The organism is Pedobacter zeae (assembly GCF_014196715.1).
Lineage (GTDB): Bacteria > Bacteroidota > Bacteroidia > Sphingobacteriales > Sphingobacteriaceae > Pedobacter > Pedobacter zeae.
The window spans coordinates 868,315-890,181 of sequence record NZ_JACIEF010000003.1; the positions used below are offsets into that span (position 1 = coordinate 868,315).

Consider the following 21,867-nt stretch of genomic DNA (forward strand, 5'->3'; position numbering starts at 1 on the left):
ACAAGGTGTTGTAACATTTCCATTTCCTTTTAAAATTAGTTTGTGCTTTGCCTAAATTGCATCCAAACCTAAAATTCATGAAGAAATATTTACTTTTACTTTTGCTTTGCACGGGCGGATATACTTTTGCACAACAATTAGCGCCTTTAACCGTCGAAAAAATAATGCGCGATCCAAAATGGATCGGCATGGCACCAGCCAATTTCCGTTGGACTGCGGATAGCAAAACCCTTTACTTTAACTGGAATCCTGAAAATAAAACCAAAGAAGAACTATTTAAAGTTTCGGCCACTTCTTCTAAACCTGTTAAAGCAGCAGAAAAGGAAGATGAAAAATTATTGAGCTTAAATTACACCTACAATGCCGATCGTTCACTTGGTTTAGTTGAAAAAAGCGGGGATATTTATTTGCAGAACTTCAAAACGAATAAGGAAACGCGCCTAACCAATACGCAGGAAAGGGAAAGCAACCCGGTTTTTTTAACCAATGGAAATGTTGTTTATCAATTGGGCGATAATCTTTTCGCTGTTGATCTAAAATCGGCCGAAACCAAACAGCTTAGCAATTTTGTTAAAGGTAAAAAAGCCGGAAGGGCAGAAAGCAAATCTGTTACAGACCAGGATAAATGGTTAAAAGCACAACAGGCCGAACTTTTCGATATCATTAAAAAACGAAATGCCGAAGCTAAAAACGGCTTTCGTGGAAGGGCCCGGTTTGGTAATCCTTCTACAGACACCAAAACATTAAAAGAACTCTATACGGAAGATAAGTTTTTAAATGGCGTGATCATTAGCCCAAATGGCCGTTTTATTTCTTATAAATTAACTACGCCGGCACAGAATAACCACAACACCATTGTTCCGAACTACATTACATCCTCAGGTTATACCGAAGATATTCCGGGCAGAACAAAAGTTGGCGAAAATGAAAACATCTCACAGGGTTTTATATATGATACGCAAAGGGATACGGTTTACGCGATTCAGACTTCGACCATCACAGGCATAAAAGACCTGCCCGATTACCTGAAAGATTATCCAAAAGAACTGGATACCTTAAAAAAGAAAAATGCCGACAGGCCTGTAAATTTCTTTGGCCCGCTTTGGAACGATAATGGAAGTTCTGCAATTGTAGTGGCTACTTCTACAGATAATAAAGACCGCTGGATTTTGAAACTGGACGCTTTAACAGGGCGTTTTTCTTTGATCGACCGGCAGCGCGATGAAGCTTGGATTGGCGGTCCGGGTATTAGTGGTTTTTACCAGGGCAGTACAGGCTGGATCGATAATAACCGCTTTTATTATCAAAGCGAAGCGACAGGATACTCGCACCTCTATGTAGCAAATGTAGCTACGGGCGATAAAAAACAGCTTACCTCCGGTAAATGGGAAGTTCAATCGGTACAGCTGTCGAAAGATAGAAGCACATTTTATATCAAGGCTAACAAAGAACATCCGGGAATTACCAATTTCTTTAAAATCAGTGTAAATGGTGGCGAACTTGTACAGCTTACCACGATGAAAGGCTTGAACGACATTACCCTTTCTCCTGACGAAAAGTACCTGGCCATTAATTATTCTTACATGAATAAACCAGGGGAATTATACCTCCAAGCCAATAAAGCAGGAGCTAAAGCCATACAGGTAACGCAATCTACTTCAGCAGAATTTAATTCTTACCAATGGCGGGAACCAGACATGGTTACGTTTAAAAATCGTTATGGTGCAGATATTTATGCAAGGGTTTATAAATCAGACCATCCACACGCTAACCATCCTGCCGTAGTTTTTGTGCATGGTGCCGGTTATTTACAGAATGTACACTTTGGCTGGAGTACCTACTTCCGCGAATTTATGTTTAATAATTTACTGGCCGACAATGGTTACACTGTAATTGATATCGATTACACCGGAAGTTCTGGTTATGGCCGCGATCACCGGACCGGTATTTACCGCCATATGGGTGGAAAAGATTTAACCGACCAGGCAGACGGTGTTAAGTTTTTGGTAGAGAAATATGGCGTTAACCCCAAGCATGTGGGTTTATATGGCGGTTCTTATGGCGGCTTTATTACCTTAATGGCCATGTTTAACGAACCGGATGTTTTTGCCAGTGGTGCTGCCTTACGTTCGGTTACCGATTGGGCGCATTATAACCATGGCTATACCTCAAATATTTTAAATGAACCTTATAACGATCCGATTGCTTATAAAAGAAGTTCGCCGATTTACTTCGCCGATAAATTAAAGGGAAATCTTTTAATGGCACATGGAATGGTGGATGTAAACGTTCATTTTCAGGACATTGTGCGCCTAACGCAGCGTTTCATCGAGCTGGGCAAAAACAATTGGGAGCTTGCCGTTTATCCGGTAGAAGACCATGGTTTTGTTGAGCCAAGCAGCTGGACGGATGAGTATAAAAGAATATTTAAACTGTATGAGAACACATTGAAGAAGTAGTATTTAATAAAAGTCTGTCAACAACAAACAAAAATAGAACGCTGTTATATTTTTTACAAACAATATAGTTTTCATCTATATCGATATCAATAAATACAATTAACTATTGGTAAAACGGGGTTGATATACACTTGTTTTAGCCTTACCTTTGTGGCACAAAATTAAAGACAAAAAATTATGGCAATAGTAGGTAAAAAATTCCCGAGTGTTAGTATTGATGCAATGTCAGACATGGGTGATGACTTGAAAATCAACGTATTTGAAGAAGCTGTAAATAAAAACAGTAAAGTGTTATTGTTCTGGTATCCAAAAGATTTTACTTTCGTTTGCCCTACCGAATTACACGCTTTCCAGGCGGCTTTACCTGAGTTTGAAAAAAGAAATACAATTGTAATCGGTGCATCTTGCGATACCAATGAAGTTCACTTCGCATGGTTAAATACGCCAAAAGATAATGGTGGTATTGAAGGTGTTACTTACCCGATCCTTGCAGATACACACAGACAATTATCTGGTATACTTGATATTTTAGATCAGGAAGTTAACTACGACGAAGAAGGAAACGAATCTTTCTCAGGTTCAAACGTAACTTTCAGGGCTACTTACTTAATCGACGAAACCGGTAAAGTTTTCCACGAAAGTGTTAACGATATGCCACTGGGCAGAAACGTTAAAGAATATTTACGCTTAATTGATGCATATGCCCACGTGCAGAAACACGGAGAAGTTTGTCCGGCAAACTGGGAAGAAGGAAAAGAAGCCATGAATGCAAACAGAGCTGGCGTAGCTGAGTACTTAGCCGCTAACTAATTAAACAAAACATTATGTTTTTAGAATTAACAGAGGATAATCTTCAGCAATACCTGGCCGATAATTCAAAGGTGATGGTTCAGTATGCGGCATCTTGGTGCGGTAACTGCCGGATCATGAAACCCAAGTTTAAAAAACTGGCTTCGGAAAATGAAGATGTGACTTTCCTGATTGTTGATGCCGAAAAACTTCCGAACTCACGCAAATTTGCAAACGTTGATAATTTACCAACTTTTGCAGCTTTTGAAGGTGGTGCTTTGGTAGATCAGGTACAAACCAACAAAGCAGAAGGGTTGATTGAACTATTTAATAAGATAAAGTAATGAAGATTCCAGTTATAAGACAATTATTTCAAAACACCACTCCTGCACAACTGGAGAATACTTTAGAGGTATTAGAGGCTTTTTGCGAATTTAGAGGTGTTAGTGAACATGAGATTGATGTGGCAGGCGAAATGATTACCAACATTTGTGGTGCGCTGGAAGTGCACCAGATGGTAAGTGAAGGTGCCGCCGAAAAAGACGCATTAAATGCTTTCGGCCAGAAAGTAATGGGTTCGATTGACAGATAATCGTCTTAAACTTTAATCGGGCTTTTTCGAATAAAAAATCCCCTGTAGATGAAAAGATCTGCAGGGGATTTTTTTTATAAATGACTTGTCATCCTGAACGCAGTGAAGAAGCTTTTGTCTCGGTTATCTAATTCTTCGATTGCAGATTCTTCGCTTCGCTCAGAATGACAGAGGTAATAAAAAAGGCCTGTGCGGGCACAGACCTTTGATAGCTTGTTCTTTAAAACCTACAGATTTAGCAGGAAGTTAAGCTAAATTCCTTCCCGCATTTACAATACCAAAAACCGTTCTTACCGCTAGCTTTTCTAAGGCATGTTGGTATTTCTGGTTTTCATCGTGCTGCAGTTTCTCCAGGGCAAAGTGCTGGATCAATACCAGTGGCAGGATAATTTTTTCCCGTGTGGCGATCGATTTTTTATCTATAGGATAATTAGCCATTAAAGTTGGCTGTCCGGAGAGTTTTAAAAGCATCTCTTTGGTTAATTTAAACTCTTCATGCAATTGGGTCCAAAAAGCACCGAACTCCTTATCGTTCGCCAAATGGGCTGTAATTACAAAATCTGATTTGCTCATGCTCATCATACAGTTATCCACGATGGTTTTCAGGTAATCAGAATCTTCGTAAACCTTAACTACTTTATCCCAGTTCCCGGCTTTTTCCTGGCTTCTTAATGCCGTTCCCATTCCATAAAAACCAGGTACATTCTGTTTCAGCATGCTCCAGGCAGTTACAAAACTGATGGCCCTTAAATCTTCGAGTTTCATCTCGCCTCCACCGTTTCTTTTTACCGGCCGGCTGCTGATATTTGCCTGCGACAGTAGTTTTAAGGGTGATAATTTCTCCAAATAACTTACGAACAACGGGTGCTCGCGCAGGTCGACAAAAGCTTTATAACTTTCTTCAGCCATTTCATCAAGCAATGCTTTATTTTCAGGATCAAGCAGAATGTTGTGTTTTTCTTTCAATCCGGAAGTTAGGCCGGCATTGATCAATTGCTCGATATTAAACTCAGCACTTTCTACCGAACCATATTGCGAACTGATGGTTTGCCCCTGAACGGTTAACTGCATGTTTTTATTAGCAATTTCTTTACCCATCGAGGCATAAAAACGGTGGGTTTTACCTCCACCACGCGCAGGCGGTCCGCCGCGGCCATCAAAAAATGCCAACTGGATATTGTGTTTAGCCGACACCGCAGAAAGGGATGTTTTGCCGTTAAAAATAGACCAATTGGCCATTAAATAACCTCCATCTTTGGTACTATCGGAGTAACCGAGCATAATATCCTGTTTATTGCCACGGCTGGCCAAATGTGCCTTATAGAAAGGGTTGCTGTAAAGCGTATCCATAATTTCGGCAGCACCTTTTAAATCGTTAACGGTTTCGAAAAGCGGCACAAAATCAATGGTAAGTGAATCCTTGCTCCAGCCATTCCAAAGGAAAAGTTCGATTAACTGTAAAATATCACTTGCCTGCTGGCAATTACTGATAATAAAACGGTGACAAGCCTTTTCGCCATTGCGTTTTTGGATGCCTTTAATTTCCTTAATTACCTCTATCGTATCTTTTGTTAATGCATCGGCCTCGGTTGAGTATGCAATTGTGGCTTCTTTAAACGAAATGAGTTTCAGTTTTTCAGCTTCCGAAAGTTTATCATAATCGGCAGGATACAGAGAAGAGATCGGTTTATTTTCACGGCAATACGCATGTACTTTCCTCAACACGCGGCTATCCTGGCGGATATCAAGTGAAGCAAAGTAATTTCCATATAAATCAATTTTTCGGATCAGGTTGTTAACCAGGTCGACGAACAGGCCTTCGTGCTCGGCCAGTAACGTTTCTTTGATCTTGTTCAGGTTTTCCTTTAACTCGTCTGAAATATCGTGAGGTTCGCAGCTTTGATCAAAGGCATTCTGATAAAGTACATCGTGCAGTTTTGCAATATTTTCTTCCACGCCTCTAAAAGTGATGCGGCGTTTAATCACCCTGAAATCGCGGTAATAACAACGGAACAGGATCTGGCGCAACATTTTAGAAACCGCTAAAGTGGTATCGGCGTGGATATTGGGATTCCCGTCCCTGTCGCCACCTGGCCAAAAGCCAAGCTCGAGAATTTTTTTGCTTTCCAGGTTATATTCGTCAAGATTCTGATCAATCTCTTCCTGTATATTCGCAGCAGCAAAATAAAAAGTATTTTCGAGGAACCAGGCCAGGTTTAATGCTTCATCTACAGGAGTAGGCGATTTTTTATTAAAAAACGGGGTTTTACCGAGTTGCTGTAAAAGCGAGTTCATCGAAATAATGTCGTTATCCCTGATGGCTTTGGTTAAATCGGTAATAATCGCCAGCACACTGCCCGGATAAAACTGGGTAGGATGCGCCGTTAATACTAAACGGAGTGAAAGTTCATCGATCAGTTTCTCGATTTTTGCCAGCACAGGTTTATTATCGGCATTTTTCTTTAAGGTAAAGGCCAGTGTACTCTGCTCATCGGTGGTATTTAACTTGGTAAAAGAAGCATCTTCTACGGCATCGAAAAGTACTACCTGCCGTTCGATGTATTGAATGAACCTGAAAAGCAAATCAATGATATCCTTTCGGTCGGTATAACTGGTGTATTTGCCAAAAAAACCTTCGATAATCTGTGCAGGTTTTTCTCCATTTGCAATGCCCTCTTCACAGCTCTTAAAAAACAGAGGAAGTAAGGTTCCGGTGTCTTTAATTTTGTAAAAAGGCAGGGTGAGAAATAAACTGTTAAAGAGTTCGAATTTTGAGATTACCTCATTGTTAAAAATAGATTCTCGTTGTGTCGTTAAACGAAGTTTAGGCATGGCTTATGCAATGGTTTTGTATCCCGTAATACTACAAAAAATGCGTAAGGTATTAAAATTCTAAGGCTTACAATTTGGAAAATTGTAGAATAAATTTTAATTTTAAAATCTTATTTGGCCACCATGTGGTTAAGTAAGAACATTTGCAATGTTTAAGGGCATTGCATTGATTGTTAATTTTTTGGGTTAAAACAGCCGATGTGATAAAATACACCGGCTGTTTTTGTTTTTTGCCATTATTTAGGCGGTTTCGTTGCCAATTTTAGTGTACATCGGCAGGAATGTTTGCATTTTTCTTAAACTTTTGAAGGTAAAGTAATGGGATTGAAAACAGCATGATCAAGCCTGCCACCCAATACGCATCGTCATAAGTAAGTAACATGGTTTGCCTGGTAACAATTCCTTCCATCGCTTTTGTGGCCATAATTTTAGCCTCAAATAAACTCTGGCCTTTGGCCATAAATCCCTTAATTAAAGTATTAAAACGTTCTAAAAATGCAGGGTTATATTCATTCACATTGGTTAACAGATTACTTCTGTGAAGACCTGAGCGAATATGGATCAAAGTGGTTAAAGCGGCGATACCGAAAGAGCCACCCAACTGGCGCATCATATTATTCAAACCCGAACCCTGGCCAATTTCGGCCCCTTTCAAATCCTGGATCGCTAAGGTTGTTAATGGTACAAACAAAAGGGCCATACCAATACCGCGGATAACCAAAGGAAGGAAGAAGTCGCCTGTTCCTGACTGTAAGGTCGAATTGCTCAGCATCCAGCAGAATACGAAGAACAAAAACATCCCACCGGTTGCCATAAACTGGGCCGGAATGCCTTTCTTAAGCATAATACCGATAAAAGGCATCATGATAATGGTACACAAACCGCCCGGAAAGAGCAACTCTCCGGTTTGCAGGGCCGAAAAGCCCAGCAGGTTCTGACAGAATACCGGGAATACGAATACTGAACCGTATAAGCCAAATCCCAGCACGAAAGACGTAAACATACCCACCGCAAAACTCCTGTGGCGCATAATTTTAAAGTTTACGATCGGATGGTCGGTACTCATTTCTCTCCAGATGAAAAGCAATAATCCAAATACCGATGCTACGGCCAAAGCTGTAATGTATGGCGTTGCGAACCAGTCTTCGCTCTCTCCTTTTTCCAACACCGTTTGCAAACTACCTACTGCAACAGCCAGTAATGCGATACCCCACCAATCGACAGGTTGACCCTGCCCTTCTTTCGGGGTGGCCCGCACAAAGGTGTACGTACAGTAGGCCGCGACTATTCCGACCGGAATGTTCACATAAAAAATCCACGGCCAGGAACTCACATCCAGGATATAACCACCAATGGTAGGCCCAACAGTAGGTCCAACCACCGCACCCAAACCAAATAGGGCTGTTGCAATACCAACATCTTCACGTGGCCAGGTTTCGATCAGGATCGCCTGAGCAGTCGAGATTAGGCCCCCGCCAGCTAAACCCTGGATTATCCTGAAAAGAACCAGTTCTCCCAGTGAGGTTGCATTTCCGCACAAAAAAGAAACCAGTGTAAAAACAATAATGGAGGTAAGAAAATAATTTTTCCTGCCAAACCGGTTACCCAACCAGCCCGACATTGGCAACACGATAACGTTTGCTACCGCATAGCCGGTGGAAAGCCAGGCCACATCCTCCAGGGTGGCACCCAGGTTTCCCTGTATCTGTGGTATTGCCACGTTTACAATCGTTGTATCAATCAGCTCCAACAAGGAAGCCGTGATTACGGTAAACGTAATAATCCACTTTTTTAAACCTACTTCGGCCATTTTAATTTTATTTAGTGCTTACTGAAGCTTTAACGCTCATACCTGGGCGTAATTTAGCCAACAGTTCTTTTGATGGATGAATTTTGATTTTTACCGGAACACGCTGAACCACCTTAACAAAGTTACCTGTTGCATTATCAGGCGGCAATAAAGACCCTTTTGCACCGGTAATTGGAGCAAAATTGTATACTTCTCCTTCAATTTTTTCATCAGGATAGGCATCAACTTCGATCTCTACTTTAGAACCTTCCTTGATTTTCTCCAACTGGGTTTCTTTAAAGTTTGCAGTTACATAAATACTTCCGTCATTTACGATCGAAAATAAAGACTGACCAGCCTGAACCAATTGTCCTTTCTGCACATTCTTTTTAGAAACAATGCCGGTAGCAGGAGCCTTAATATCAGTATATGATAACTGAAGTTTAGCAAAATCGATATCACTCTGGCGCTGGCTGATCACATTGTTACTTACAGCCAATTGAGATTGCGTAGTACCAACCTGTTTAACCGCAGCATTATATTGATCAACCGCTGCCTGGTAAGCTGCCTGTGCAGATTCTTTAGCTGCTTTGGCCTGATCGAAAGCCTGTTGAGTAATCGATCCATCTTTTACCAGGTTAGCATATCGATCGTAGTCTTTTTGAGCTAAGTTTAATTTAACTTTCGCTGCTTCTACATTTGCTTTAGCTGTGCTGGTATTGGCCTGGGTAGCTATAATTTGTGATTGAGCCACCCCTACACCAGCTGTTGCACCTTTTTGACCCGATTCTGCCTGCTCTAATTTCACTTTATAATCGTTATCATCAAGTTTAACCAAAACCTGACCTTCGGTTACATGTGTATTTTCCTCAAAATTAATGTCTTTAACATAACCGCCTACCCGAGCAACAACAGGACTGATATCGCCATCAATCTGAGCGTCATCAGTATCTACGTGTTTGCTATAATAATTCCACTCAGTAATCCCGAAGATTATACCTATTACTAGTAAGACACCTAAAATGATGGGTACTACTATGTTCTTTTTTTTCTTTTCAGTTGTCATTGCTGTATTTATTGCGTTATTTTTCCTGTTGATTTTAATAATGTATAGTAAGCCAGACCTGCATCTGCTTTCGCGATCTCTAAGTTTATTTTTGCCTGGTATAATAAAGTTTCTGCATCGATGCGGTCGGTAACCGAAGCCACATTGTTTTTGTATTTGGATGCCAATAACTTATCGTTTTCTGTGGCCTGTGCAATTGAAGTTTCCAAAAGCTGGATCTTATTCATAGCCACCTGGTAATTTTGAAAGTTTTTGTTGATTTCGGTTTTTACCTGATCAGATAAAATATCTTTCTGAATGGTAATTTCGGTCTGCTCAATTTTTGCCTGGCTTACTTTGTTCTTGTTTGTCCAAAGGTTTCCGAAATTCCATGAAACCGTAGCACCTATTGTAACCGGCATTAAATACTGGTTTGCCGGCGGAATAAAGTTGCCACTCGGATTAATGTAGTAAAGGTTTGCACCGACACCTACAGTAGGCAACGTATTTGCCTTAACAGTTTTCACATTAAAATCAGCCACTTTGTTCTGTATATCAAGCTGTTTTAGTTCCTGGCGATTAGCAAAAGCCTGACCAATGTACTCGTTTAACGAACCTGGTGTTTTTAAACCCAGGGTTGGATCAACAATTTTAACTTCGGTATCTTCCGGTAAACCTAAAAGGATATCCAGGTTATAGTTGATTACTTTGCGGTTGCTTTCGATATCCATCTGCGTTAGCTCAACGTTTGCCTGTTGCAATTGGAAACGCAGTACGTCATTTTTAGTTACAATACCCTGCTCGAAGAAACGTTGTGCCTGTTTAATCTGCGCGGCGATCGATTCTAAATTCTGATCAACCACTTTTCTGCTTTGTATTACCTTATATAAAGAGTAGTAGGTATTAATTACAGCATAGGTAATTTCCTCTTTGCTTTTATCGGCATCTAAACGTGCCACCTCGGCCAATAATTTGGTCGATTCTTTTGCGTATTTTAATTTGCCCCCGCCATATACCAACTCCTGTACGGCTGCCGTACCCACAAAAGCATCTGCCCTTTTTGGTAAGTGGAAAGCTGATCCTCCTCCTGGCAACGAAAATGTGGTGGTCGGAATTTCAGCATGATTGTACATAAAACTTGCATTTCCGGTTGGTAAGGCATTGTCTTTTACCACTTCAAGCTTTGCAACAGCCTGATCAATTTTGTTCTGAGAAAGTTTTAAGTTTTTGCTATTGGCTATGCCAAGTTCTATTGCCTGGTTAATATTTAATTCCTTGCTGCCCTGTGCAAACAAAGCCGCCGGAATTAATGACGCCGCAAGCATTAATCTAATCGATTTGGGTATCATCTTTTTGTTGTTAAATAAACTGTTGTTAGATCCTGTAAATGAGCGATCGTCCGCTCTTTAATCATTTTTTTGTCTTTCGGATTGTTCAGGTCGAAATTAGAGCACGACATTACCTTATGGGGCGCAATAACAATATTGGTTATGGTACCCATAATGGATGCGATTACCATCCGCACATCTACCTGGTTAAAGCTGCCGTCTTCAATACCTCCTGTAATGATCCGGTCGATTAGCTGCATGTTCTGGCTCATGGCATCCTTAATCTTGTCGTACATTTCGGGTCTTTGCGTTAAAGACAATTCGCGGTGCATCATTTTATGAAATGCTGTATTACTTAATATCCTATTTACATAGCCCTCTATAACCCTGTGCAATTTTTCTAATGCCGAAATCTTATCTTCATTGATAATTTTTAACTGAGAAGCAAAACCAGCGATACGCTCGTTCATAATCTCCACAAAAACCCCTTCCTTAGACCCGAAATAATAATTTATCATGGCCATGTTCGCCCCCGATTCTCTCGCAATCTGGCGGGTAGAAGTCCCCTCATAGCCAGTTTCGCAAAACAGCTTTTCGGCTGCCTCCAAAATGGCCTGTCTTTTATCTACTTTTTCTGTTTTCATTTCTTTTTGACGACACAAAATTAATCAAACGATTGATTAATTTGCAAATGTTTTGATGCTTCTTTTACATTATCTTGATAAAACCCTAATTTTAATCACCCAATCATCTATCGAAATGAAAAATAAATCCTTTTTGATCATTGCTTTGCTCAGTATTTCCTGGTTGCTAACCTCATTTATCAGTGAAAAAAGAAAACAGGAACAGCGCTGGATCAGGATCAATCTGCTGGGCTACCCTACAGAGGCGGTTAAAGTAGCAGTATGGGCTAGTAAAACCGATGAAGTACCGGCCAGTTTTGAGATCGTAGAAAAAGAAACCGGTAATATTGTTTATACCTCAAGCCACATTAAGCGTTTTGGCAGTTACGGTCCTTTTAAGCAAACCGCCCGCTTAAACTTCAGCGATTTTAAAAAACAGGGGAATTTTTATATCCGGGCAAATGGTACAACCTCCCCCCTGCTGCTTATTAATGACGAAGTGTATAAAGGGGCGGCCGATTTTTGCCTGCAATACATGAGGCAGCAAAGAAGCGGTTTTAATCCCTACTTAAAAGACAGTTGCCACACTCATGATGGCTTTGTGTTATATGGTGCAAAAGCAGGTATTAAAGACAGTACACATTTTGACGCATCGGGCGGTTGGCATGACGCAAGTGATTACCTGCAATATTCGACCACTACCGCCAATGCCACCTATCATTTATTAATGGCCTACCGTGATTATCCGCAGGTTTTTGGCGACAAACAACAGGCAAATGGCCTGGATGGAAAAAATGGCAGGGCCGATATTCTGGATGAAGCTAAATGGGGTTTAGACTGGCTACTCAAAATGCATCCAAAGAAAAACATCATGTTTAACCAATTGGCTGATGACAGAGACCACATCAGCATGCGCATACCAAAAGAAGACAGCCAGTACGGCAAAGGATTTGAGCGCCCACTCTATTTTATTACGGGAGAACCGCAGCAACGTGGCAAATTTATGAACAACACCACCGGAACCAGTTCTACCGCAGCTAAATTTACAAGTGCATTTAACCTGGGGGCTGTTTTGTTTAAAGCAGACCGTAATTATGCCCGATTACTTGTTAAAAAGGCTAAAACTGCTTATCGCTTTGCACTACAAAAACCGGGCGTTACGCAAACGGCATCCGTAAAATCGCCATACATTTATGCAGAAGACAATTGGGTGGATGATATGGAACTGGCCGAAGTGTCATTCAATTTTTCCGGTGAAAAGGTTCAACAAAAGAAAGTGACTAAGGCTTTACAGTATGCCGGGCAAGAAAGCATCACCCCGTGGATGCAAAAAGATACAGCAGCACATTACCAATATTATCCTTTCATCAATTTGGGGCATTACGAAGTTGCCAAGCAAGAAAAGGGAAAAACGGCAGCGAGCTATTATAAACAAGGGATCGAAAAGGTTTGGAACAGGGCAAAGAACAATGCATTTTACCGCGGTGTACCTTTTATCTGGTGTAGCAATAACCTAACGGTAGCCTTTGCCATGCAATGCAATTGGTATGGTATTTTAAGTGGCGATACAGCTTATACCGAGCTGGAACAGGCGAATGTCGACTGGCTTTTTGGTTGTAATCCGTGGGGCACAAGCATGGTTTACGGGTTACCCGAATGGGCCGATACGCCAAGAGACCCTCATTCGGCCTTTACCCATTTGAAAGGCTACCCGATTAATGGAGGTTTGGTTGATGGTCCGGTGTACACCAGCATTTATAAATCCTTAATCGGCATTAAGTTAAATGAAGCGGATGAATATGCTGATTTTCAAAGCGACCTGGCTGTTTATCATGATGATTATGGCGATTATAGCACCAATGAGCCAACCATGGACGGGACAGCATCGCTCATTTATTTACTGGCGGCTAAAGAGGCCCAGGCCAAAACCCCTACCGGTCATAGCACCTTTTATTTAGGTGCTAATATCCGCAGAGATTCTACCCAAAAGAAAATTTACCTTGTTTTTACTGGTGACGAATTTGGAGACGGGGGCGAAAAAATAAATGCGGTACTGGATCGGAAAGAGGTTAAAGTATCTTTTTTTCTTACCGGTAATTTTTACAGGAACCCTAATTTTAATGGATTGATTAAAAAGCTTAAAAGCAAGGGACATTACCTGGGTCCTCACTCTGATCAGCATCTATTATACTGCGACTGGACCAAACGGGATAGTCTGTTGGTTACGAAAATGCAGTTCGAAAAAGATCTTAACAATAACTACAATGCAATGGCAGCTTTTGGAATTAAGAAAGCAGAGGCAAAATATTTCCTTCCCCCTTACGAGTGGTACAATAAAACCATTGCCAATTGGAGCAGGGAACAAGGTTTAGCGCTGATTAACTTTACGCCCGGCACAAAATCAAACGCAGATTATACGTATCCGGAAATGGGCAAAAGGTATAGGTCCAGCGATGAAATTTTTAAATCGATTACCTCCTTCAATGAGAATGGGCCAAATGGGTTAAATGGTTTTATCCTGTTGATGCACATCGGAACAGATTCGAGAAGATCCGATAAATTTTATAACCGGTTGGCAGAATTGATTACCTATTTAAAAGCTGCGGGTTATAAATTGGACAGAATTGATAATTAATTGGATTATTGAGGCAATTGGCAAATTAAAATTTAAAATAAATATTAACTTTGCCTCCAAATAATAAAAAACATGAGTGTACAAGAGAACAGCAGCAATAATTTCAACTGGTTATATTACGCTTTAGGCTTATTCTTTGGGGTTTTAACCGGGGCCATCATCACGCAAAACTATATTTTCGCTTTATTGGGCGGCGTTCTTGGCTTGCTAAGTGCAGGTTTATTTTTAAACGCTATTGTAAAAGGAAGAAAATACTAGTTTCTATTTAATTCCATCGTATGGTTCTTGCCAAACAGGCTTAGAACTGTAGTTAAGCATTGCCACAGAAAACAAAAACCTATAAATGAAAAATATCTTCATTGTTGTTTTCGCTCTTTTATGCTTTGGTGCAAAGGCGCAACAGCCGGCTGTTACCGAAGTAAAATTTCCTGCTGCAGACCCAAGTCCGGCAGATATTGTGTATTTCCCGCTTAATGCCCCCAAGGCTAAAGCAGGCGATGAGACCAAGCCAATTATAAAAATCGTTTATTCCCGTCCACAGAAAAAAGGGCGCGAAATTTTTGGGGTGTTGGAGCAATATGGAACAGTTTGGCGTTTTGGTGCTAACGAAAGTACGGAAGTACATTTCTTTAAAAAAGTAAGTATTGGCGGCAAAAAAATTAAGGCCGGTACCTATAGCCTGTTTGCCATTCCGAATAAAGATACCTGGACAATTATTGTAAACAGCGAAACCGATAAGTGGGGTGCTTTTACCTATAACCAGGCAAAAGATGTTGTAAGGGTAAATGTTCCGGTGAAAACACTGCCTAAACCGATCGAATATTTTTCGTTAACCTTTACACCTCTTAACGAAGGTGCAACCCTGGTTATCGGGTGGGATAAAACGCTGGTAGAATTACCGATCAGTTTTTAAAATAAAATGTTTAAATATAAAGTCCCGGCTTTGGCCGGGACTTTTCTGTTTTAACGGGTATTTGAAACCAGTTTTTTTGCTTCGCTTTCATTTGAAAGGAATACTTTGTAAACATTGGTGATCTTCCAATCGCCGTCATTATTTTTTTCGATAACAACAAAGTTCTGCTGCGCACCATCAAACAATTCATAATCAATATCTATACGGGCAATTACCAGGGCATCGGTTTCAGATATAATGGTAGAACTGATGTTACAATCGCGTTGTATTACGCCTTCATTCTTTTTTAGCTGGTTCAGTACCTCGCTTGCTTTGTGTTTAACGACCCTTACATCCCTATTTGAGGTAAAAACGGCATCCTCGCTTAAAACGGCTTTTAATTTCTTGTAATCAGAATTTATATAGCTGTCCATATAATAATTGATCACTGATTTATGGCTTGCTGTTGGTTTCTCGGCTGCCGCAACATAATTGGTGATTGTAATACCTAGTAATAAAATCACTAAAGCTTTTAGTTTCATAATTGTCGGTGTTTTTTTTTATTAAAGTTCGGCTGGATCAAAGAAAAATAATATGCCGATAACACCTTAATGGTGAGGTAACTAAAATGTGATACGTAATAAAAAAGCCCTTTCCAAACTGGTTGGAAAGGGCTCTATTGCGGAGTTAAATCCGGCGTAAATGTAGGTTAATAACCCGGGTTTTGCTGTGGTTTTAAAACCGGGTTTGCATCTAGCTCTGACTGCGGAATTGGAGAAACCAATCTGTTATCCCCCGACGGGAAGTTCACGATTTTCCAGTGTACGGTGGAGCCTGTTCTATTCACACCTTTTTTGGTACGCAACAGATCAAAAAACTTATGTCCTTCGCCATATAGTTCTTTATTGCGTTCCAATAATATCTCTTCAATTAAAGCATCACCGGTATTAGCCGATACAGCCGTTGCTACGCCAGCCCTTTGTTGAATGGCCAATAGTGCCTGTTTTGCCGCAGGTTCGTTACCTAATCTTGCTTCGGCCTCTGCCTCGATAAGGTACATTTCAGATGAACGTACCAATACTTGGTTATTTGCATTTGTAGTAGTAAAATCGAATTTATTGATTAAATAACCTTCGCCTCTTCTTCTATATGTCGCAGTACTTGCTGCTGCAGTTGGACTACTTTTAACCAAAAACTGTTTTTTACGCTCATCAATAGCAGCAAATGAATTAAAAAAGTCGTCAGTTACCCTAAAACTAGAATAACCTACATTATACGGATCGTAGAAAGAAGATACTGCAAGAAAGCCTTGATTATCATCCGTGCGCACGTTTATTGCGTAAATCCATTCAGAAGTTGGATTATTAAATCCGGTTAACAGTGCTGCAGCAGTGCTTAGTGGTTTTGCTGCACGGGCCAGTTTTGCATAGCGGCTTGCTTCTGTCCAGTTGCCCATTGTTAAATAAACCCTGGCCAATATTCCCTGAATGGCTGCAGTGCTCATTCTATAAATACTTGTCCTATTGGTTGGCAAGTTTGTTTCTGCATATTTCAGGTCATCAATAATAAATGCATAAACATCTTTTATCTTATCCCTTGATGGAGATACTTCAGTAGGTAACAATGGTTTTTTCAAAATAGGAACCCCCAAACCTTCTGGATTAACGGTATAGGGCTGTGCAAACCATCGTACCAACCAAAAATAGGTATAGGCCCTTAGCGCTCTTGCCTCTGCCAGGTATTCTGTTTTTAAAGCATCGCTAATAGGTGCGTCAGGTATATACTGTACAAACTGGTTTGCATTTGAAATAACTTTGTAGCTATACTCCCACCAGTTGCCCACATCGCTATTGTTAACCGTTTCGATAAACTGGTACTGGGCAACAAAGCGGTTATAGTTTGCCGAACCACTTACAACCATTACATCATTACCTTTAACATCAGCACTTAAAAGCATATTGTTGGTGTATCCCGAGAATGTAGTTAAGTCGTAAATTCCCGTCATGGCTGCCTGAATTTTAGCTCCTGAGGAGAAAGCATCTTTTGCATTAATCTGCTGTGTAGGCGTTACCTCCAAAAACTCTTTCTTACAAGATGTTATGCTAACTAAAAGCAGCATAACCCCTGTGTAAAGGGCAGTTTTATATATTTTTATATTTCTCATTTCTTTATCAATTAAAATCCAACATTAAGCCCTAGTGTAAACGTTTTAACGTTTGGAATATCGTTATTAGTTAATCCAGTTAACGCAGATTCAGGGTCCATTCCTTTATGCTTTGCCCAGGTAAATGGATTTTCGGCCATTAGGTATACCCTTAAATTCGACAAGTGGATCGTTTCTAACCAATTGCGTTTTAAAGAATAACCTAAAGCAATATTTTTAACCCGCATAAAAGAACCGTCGTATAGGAAACGGGTTGATTGGTTGTTTCCTAAATCGGTATTAGCAATCATAAATCTTGGTACATCCGTTACATCCCCAGGTTTTTGCCATTGGTTAAAGATATCAGTTGACAGTTGTTTACCCACATTGGCACCGCTATGCATTAAATTTCCGTATAGGGTATCGTAAATTTTGCCCCCTGTAGAGAAATAGGTGTAAATGCTTAAATCAAACTCTCTGTACCTGAAGGTATTGTTGAAACCGCCTGTAAATTTTGGTAAAGAAGATCCAAAATTATTGTAACGGGTTGCTCCAGACCAGGCTTTGGTTGTAATCCGGTTTCCGGTTGGCTGCCCATTTGTGCCTATTTCATCTGTATACCACATTGGTCTACCATCAGCAGGGTCAACACCCGCATACTCACGTAAATACCAATCATATCTGGTTCCACCTATCGTCCATCTTTTGGTCGGGTCGTCTGAATCAATCACTTCAGGTTGAGTCATTTGATTAATCCTATTTTTATTTGAAGTAATGTTGAATGAGATATTCCAATCAAAATCTTTCGTTTTTACCGGATTTGCATTTAACAATACTTCTACCCCATAATTATCCATAGAGGCCAGATTGGTAATTAAATTACGGAAACCGGTTAACTGCGAAAGTGGCTGGTTAAACAATATTCCTTTTGATCCGCGTTTATAATAAGATACTTCACCACTTAATTTTCCTTTAAACAGGGCAAACTCTAAACCAACATCGAGGGTTGAGTTTTCTTCCCATTGTAAATCCGGATTCTCCAATTGAACATAGTTAATTCCTGATTGGCCTTCGTAATTTTTACCCAATCCGTATAAACCCTGGGCTGCGTAACGGTCTATTCTATCGTTACCCGATGTACCATAACTGGATCTTAGCTTCAATTCGTTGATCCAGCTTACATCCTTTAAGAAATTTTCTCTACCGATACGCCAAGCACCACCAACTGAATAAAATGTACCATACTTATTATTTTTACCAAAAACAGAAGATCCATCCCTTCTTAAACTTCCTGATAAATAATATTTGGTATCATAGTTATAGGTTAACCTTGAAAAATATGATGCAAACCTCTTTTGTGTATAATAAGACTGCGTGGTATTAGGCGTTGATGCTGCAATCAGCTCGTTTGTTCCCGGAAAAGGAAAGCCGGTTGCTTGTGCATAAATATAATCTTGTTTGGTGCGATAAGCCTCCTGGCCTAACAACACGTTAAAGCTGTGCTGGTTAAAGGTCTTATCGTATGTTAAGGTATTTTGAAAAGTTACGGTTACATCTTCTTTAGAATAGCGGTAAGCCCTTCCTTTAACGCTTACTCCATCGCCATGTTCCATGTTATAAAACTGGCGTTCACGGTTATTGATGTAATCAACAGCCACCATGCTTTTGGCAGTAAAGTCTTTTAAGAATTTAACTTCGGCATACGGGCTCGATATTACCCTGTTGGTAATGGTGTTATACTCATTTAATTTAGACAAACCCACAGGGTTAAAGTCTGGCGTAACCGGGTTCACATAACTATAAACCGGATTTCCTGTAGCATCATATACAACATTTCCATTTGCATCTCTTACATATAACGGATAAATATTAGCCGTTTGATCAGCAAAATTTACCGGGTTATCTGACCCTGTACTACCTGCGGGTGTATTTTGTTCGGTACGCGCCAAACTGTTGTTAATTCCTACTTTTAAAAAATCAGTAACATCGCTATTAAGGTTAAATTTCCCTGAATAACGTTTAAAATCAGAACGGATAACAATTCCATTCTGTTCAAAGTACCCACCAGATATAAAGAATTTAGTTTTTTCAGTACCTCCACTAGCTGATAAATCGATGTTCTTGGTTACGCCTCTGCGTAATACCTCATCGCGCCAATCAGTATCATACAACAATGCTGCACCATTTGTTAATACACCATCTGCGCCATAAGGATTAGCGGTATTATATGGATTAACGCCTAAACCACCTATATTTGAGTTAGTTAATGCATTTGCGGCAGTAGCAGCAGCAGCAGGCGTTAAACCAGCAGCCAAACGCTGAGCATAAAAAATATCCCAATAGGTTTTATAGTATTGAGTGGCATCCATTACCTCTGGTTTATCTACCGCCTGGTAAGAATAACCGGTGCTAGCACTCAAGCCCAATTTTGTTTTACCTGCTTTACCTTGTTTTGTGGTAATTAAAACTACTCCGTTTGCTGCTCTGGATCCATAAATGGCCGCTGCGGTTGCATCTTTTAGTACGGTAATTGAAGCAATATCGTTAGGATTTATTGTAGAAAGCACGTCAGATGTCTGCGCAACATTACTCAGATCACCGTTTGTAATGGCAATACCATCAACTACATAAAGTGGGGTGCTAGAGGCGGTAAAGGAACCTACGCCGCGGATCCGTACAGTAGAGGTTGCACCTGGCTGTCCTGATACGCTGGTAACCTGCACGCCTGCCGCCGCACCTTGTAATGCTTTTTCGAAAGAAGTTACCGGGCGATCCTGCAAAACGTCGCTTTTAACCACTGCCGCCGATCCCGTAAAATTTTCTTTCTTAACTGTCCCATAGGCTACAACGATTACATCCTGCAGGTTTTTAGATGAGGCTACCAAACGCACGTTTAATGTTTCGCCGGTTATTCTTACCTCCTGCTCCGTGTAACCTACATAACTTAATACCAATGTTTGTGCATTAGCTGGCACAGAAATCGAGAAAGTTCCCTGTCCTGTGGTTTGTGTTAACTGGGTAGTTCCTTTAACTTTTATTGACACACCGGGCAAGGGTAACCCATCGTCTGCATCAACTACTTTTCCGGTTATTGTTCTATTCTGCGCAAGGACATTGAAATAAGACAAAACCGTTACCATTAAAATCAATAGTAATTTTTGTTTCATGTTTGTAAATAAATAGTTAGTAATTCGTTTGCTCTTTAGTTTTTTTGCTGGGATGCATGAAACCAAATCAATAAGCAATTTACAGGGTTAGTAAACCCCAAAATGTGCGAAAATCACCGTTTTGGGAAAAGGGGCAATAAATGCAAAAAGCAAACCCCAATCCTGGCAGTTTGCTTTTTTAATCATTATTAACCTAAACAGGAAAAAACTTCTACAAATTGTCCTGCAAGAGCTTCAAAAATAGTTTTATCCCCATATACTAAATATGCAGAAATCACTATTTATATTCAATTCAACCTACTCTTTCTGTATTTTAAAGGCGTAATGTTAAATGTATTTTTAAATAACCTGATGAATGAACTCGGGCATTCGAAACCTACCAGTGCCACAATTTCGTTTAACGAATAACCCGTAGTTTGCAATAATCCTTTGGCCCGGTTTAACCTCAGCTGCATCAGAAACTGATAAGGGCTGATCTCGTACGCCTCTTTAAATGTGCGCAGAAGATGGTTAACCGATAAACAGGCCTGTGCGGCAATATCTTCCAGGGTGATATTCTGGTTGTAGTTGCTGCTCATGTACTCTTTGGCCAGGGTTAACCTTTTTAAAACCTCTTCGCGGGTTTTGGTTTTGATAAAGCTCAGTTTATCCAGTTTTTGTACCACCTCCCGGTCATAAATTTTATAATAGTTTAATAGGCAATGGTACAAATATTCGTTGATGAGCATTTCATCTTTTAACCCTTTATCTAGCTGGTTTTTCAAGTGCAGCACGTTAAAACGCATATCACCTGCAAAAGGATACAGCGATTCAGTAAAGACCGGTGTTGATTTAACGTCCTTTCCATCCAATAAACCCTCGTTGCTGCTGGAGACGGTATGGTGAAAATCCTTGATAAAATTTTCTCCAAAGGAAACCGAAAATGTGTTTACCGGGTTGATCGAATCTATTTTGCTGCTGAAATTGGTTCCGGCATTAACCACAGCAAAAGTATCGGGATAAATGCAGAACCTGCGCTTGTTTAATTCGCAGTCTTCGGTACCATTAAAAACAAATTTGATGGTATAAGCATCGTTCTGCTGTTCATAAAGCGCTTCGCAGGTATGTTCGCTTATAATTTTGTTCCTGTTGCTTAATTCCTTTACGTACCTCATGTTAGTCTTCATTATAGTTACGTTCCTCCAAAATGATGAAATCGTTACCAGAAGGATCAGAAAATTCGGCACTTAAGCCCTCGCTTAAATAAGACGGCGTTTTTTTAAAAATGACTCCCCTCGATTTTAGCCTGCAATATTCCTCTAAACAATCATCGCTGTTTAATACAATTTTATTGGTTTGGTTCTGGTGCTTACGTTCCGACAGAAAAATATTGGTCTCCTCGTCTGCCTTAACCAATATTCCTTTTTCCTCGCCATGAAGCATGGTTGCTTCCGTAGCCATCCCTAAACAATTGGCATAAAAGGCCCATGCATCATTTAGTTGCTTCACTCGCACATAAAAGAGTTTTCCACATGGGCTCATTATTCCACTTAATTTGTATGGTGTAAAATTAAGACGGAATTGAAGCCAAAGA

17 protein-coding genes are annotated in these 21,867 nt (G+C 40.3%); 7 read left to right on the forward strand and 10 right to left on the reverse strand.

Annotation, left to right across the window (positions count from 1 at the left end; all coding sequences use genetic code 11):
• Window positions 1-77 precede the first annotated feature (77 nt).
• From GGQ60_RS16820 to GGQ60_RS16835, 4 genes are all read left to right on the forward strand, one after another.
• Complete coding sequence (locus tag GGQ60_RS16820) at window positions 78-2,459, forward strand: S9 family peptidase (protein ID WP_183766526.1); 2,382 nt, start codon at window positions 78-80, stop codon at window positions 2,457-2,459.
• Between the two features lie 177 nt (window positions 2,460-2,636).
• Window positions 2,637-3,269 carry a peroxiredoxin gene (locus GGQ60_RS16825; RefSeq protein WP_183766528.1) on the forward strand — a complete coding sequence of 211 codons (633 nt, stop codon included), beginning with the start codon at window positions 2,637-2,639 and terminating at the stop codon, window positions 3,267-3,269.
• Between the two features lie 14 nt (window positions 3,270-3,283).
• The gene (locus GGQ60_RS16830) at window positions 3,284-3,592 is read left to right on the forward strand and encodes a thioredoxin family protein (protein ID WP_183766530.1); all 309 of its coding nucleotides are present in this window, start codon (window positions 3,284-3,286) and stop codon (window positions 3,590-3,592) included.
• Window positions 3,592-3,840: a DUF6952 family protein gene (locus tag GGQ60_RS16835; RefSeq protein WP_183766532.1), complete on the forward strand. Its 249-nt coding sequence runs from the start codon at window positions 3,592-3,594 to the stop codon at window positions 3,838-3,840. The genes GGQ60_RS16830 and GGQ60_RS16835 overlap by 1 nt, the downstream gene beginning before the upstream one ends.
• Window positions 3,841-4,086: 246 nt before the next feature.
• Here GGQ60_RS16835 and GGQ60_RS16840 read toward each other — a convergent pair whose 3' ends face one another.
• The 5 genes from GGQ60_RS16840 to GGQ60_RS16860 all read right to left on the reverse strand — a co-directional run bounded on the left by GGQ60_RS16840 (window position 4,087) and on the right by GGQ60_RS16860 (window position 11,478).
• The gene (locus GGQ60_RS16840; RefSeq protein ID WP_183766534.1) at window positions 4,087-6,672 is read right to left on the reverse strand and encodes a phosphoenolpyruvate carboxylase; all 2,586 of its coding nucleotides are present in this window, start codon (window positions 6,670-6,672) and stop codon (window positions 4,087-4,089) included.
• A 262-nt stretch (window positions 6,673-6,934) separates the two neighbouring features.
• Window positions 6,935-8,482: a DHA2 family efflux MFS transporter permease subunit gene (locus tag GGQ60_RS16845; RefSeq protein ID WP_183766535.1), complete on the reverse strand. Its 1,548-nt coding sequence runs from the start codon at window positions 8,480-8,482 to the stop codon at window positions 6,935-6,937.
• Window positions 8,483-8,489: 7 nt separating this feature from the next.
• Window positions 8,490-9,527: an HlyD family secretion protein gene (locus GGQ60_RS16850; protein ID WP_183766536.1), complete on the reverse strand. Its 1,038-nt coding sequence runs from the start codon at window positions 9,525-9,527 to the stop codon at window positions 8,490-8,492.
• A gap of 8 nt (window positions 9,528-9,535) precedes the next feature.
• Window positions 9,536-10,855, reverse strand: a complete 1,320-nt coding sequence (locus GGQ60_RS16855) for a TolC family protein (RefSeq protein WP_183766537.1) — start codon at window positions 10,853-10,855, stop codon at window positions 9,536-9,538.
• Window positions 10,852-11,478: a TetR/AcrR family transcriptional regulator gene (locus tag GGQ60_RS16860; RefSeq protein ID WP_183766538.1), complete on the reverse strand. Its 627-nt coding sequence runs from the start codon at window positions 11,476-11,478 to the stop codon at window positions 10,852-10,854. Before GGQ60_RS16860 ends, GGQ60_RS16855 begins: the two co-directional genes overlap by 4 nt.
• 115 nt (window positions 11,479-11,593) lie before the next feature.
• Here GGQ60_RS16860 and GGQ60_RS16865 point away from each other — a divergent pair, with 115 nt between their 5' ends.
• The 3 genes from GGQ60_RS16865 to GGQ60_RS16875 all read left to right on the forward strand — a co-directional run bounded on the left by GGQ60_RS16865 (window position 11,594) and on the right by GGQ60_RS16875 (window position 15,005).
• Window positions 11,594-14,092, forward strand: coding sequence for a bifunctional glycoside hydrolase family 9 protein/polysaccharide deacetylase (locus GGQ60_RS16865; protein WP_183766540.1), 2,499 nt, complete (start codon window positions 11,594-11,596; stop codon window positions 14,090-14,092).
• A 72-nt stretch (window positions 14,093-14,164) separates the two neighbouring features.
• Window positions 14,165-14,350: a hypothetical protein gene (locus GGQ60_RS16870; RefSeq protein WP_183766542.1), complete on the forward strand. Its 186-nt coding sequence runs from the start codon at window positions 14,165-14,167 to the stop codon at window positions 14,348-14,350.
• An 85-nt stretch (window positions 14,351-14,435) separates the two neighbouring features.
• A complete protein-coding gene (locus GGQ60_RS16875) occupies window positions 14,436-15,005 on the forward strand; it encodes a DUF2911 domain-containing protein (RefSeq protein WP_183766544.1) in 570 nt (189 codons plus the stop codon).
• A 50-nt stretch (window positions 15,006-15,055) separates the two neighbouring features.
• Here GGQ60_RS16875 and GGQ60_RS16880 read toward each other — a convergent pair whose 3' ends face one another.
• From GGQ60_RS16880 to GGQ60_RS16900, 5 genes are all read right to left on the reverse strand, one after another.
• Window positions 15,056-15,526, reverse strand: coding sequence for a Cif family virulence factor (locus GGQ60_RS16880; protein WP_183766546.1), 471 nt, complete (start codon window positions 15,524-15,526; stop codon window positions 15,056-15,058).
• A gap of 167 nt (window positions 15,527-15,693) precedes the next feature.
• Window positions 15,694-17,148: a RagB/SusD family nutrient uptake outer membrane protein gene (locus GGQ60_RS16885; RefSeq protein ID WP_183766549.1), complete on the reverse strand. Its 1,455-nt coding sequence runs from the start codon at window positions 17,146-17,148 to the stop codon at window positions 15,694-15,696.
• Window positions 17,149-17,159: 11 nt separating this feature from the next.
• Complete coding sequence (locus GGQ60_RS16890; RefSeq protein ID WP_183766551.1) at window positions 17,160-20,294, reverse strand: SusC/RagA family TonB-linked outer membrane protein; 3,135 nt, start codon at window positions 20,292-20,294, stop codon at window positions 17,160-17,162.
• 287 nt (window positions 20,295-20,581) lie between these two features.
• On the reverse strand, window positions 20,582-21,448 hold the full coding sequence (locus tag GGQ60_RS16895; RefSeq protein WP_183766553.1) for a helix-turn-helix transcriptional regulator: 867 nt from the start codon (window positions 21,446-21,448) through the stop codon (window positions 20,582-20,584).
• Window position 21,449: 1 nt separating this feature from the next.
• A complete protein-coding gene (locus GGQ60_RS16900; protein WP_183766555.1) occupies window positions 21,450-21,782 on the reverse strand; it encodes a VOC family protein in 333 nt (110 codons plus the stop codon).
• Window positions 21,783-21,867 lie beyond the last annotated feature (85 nt).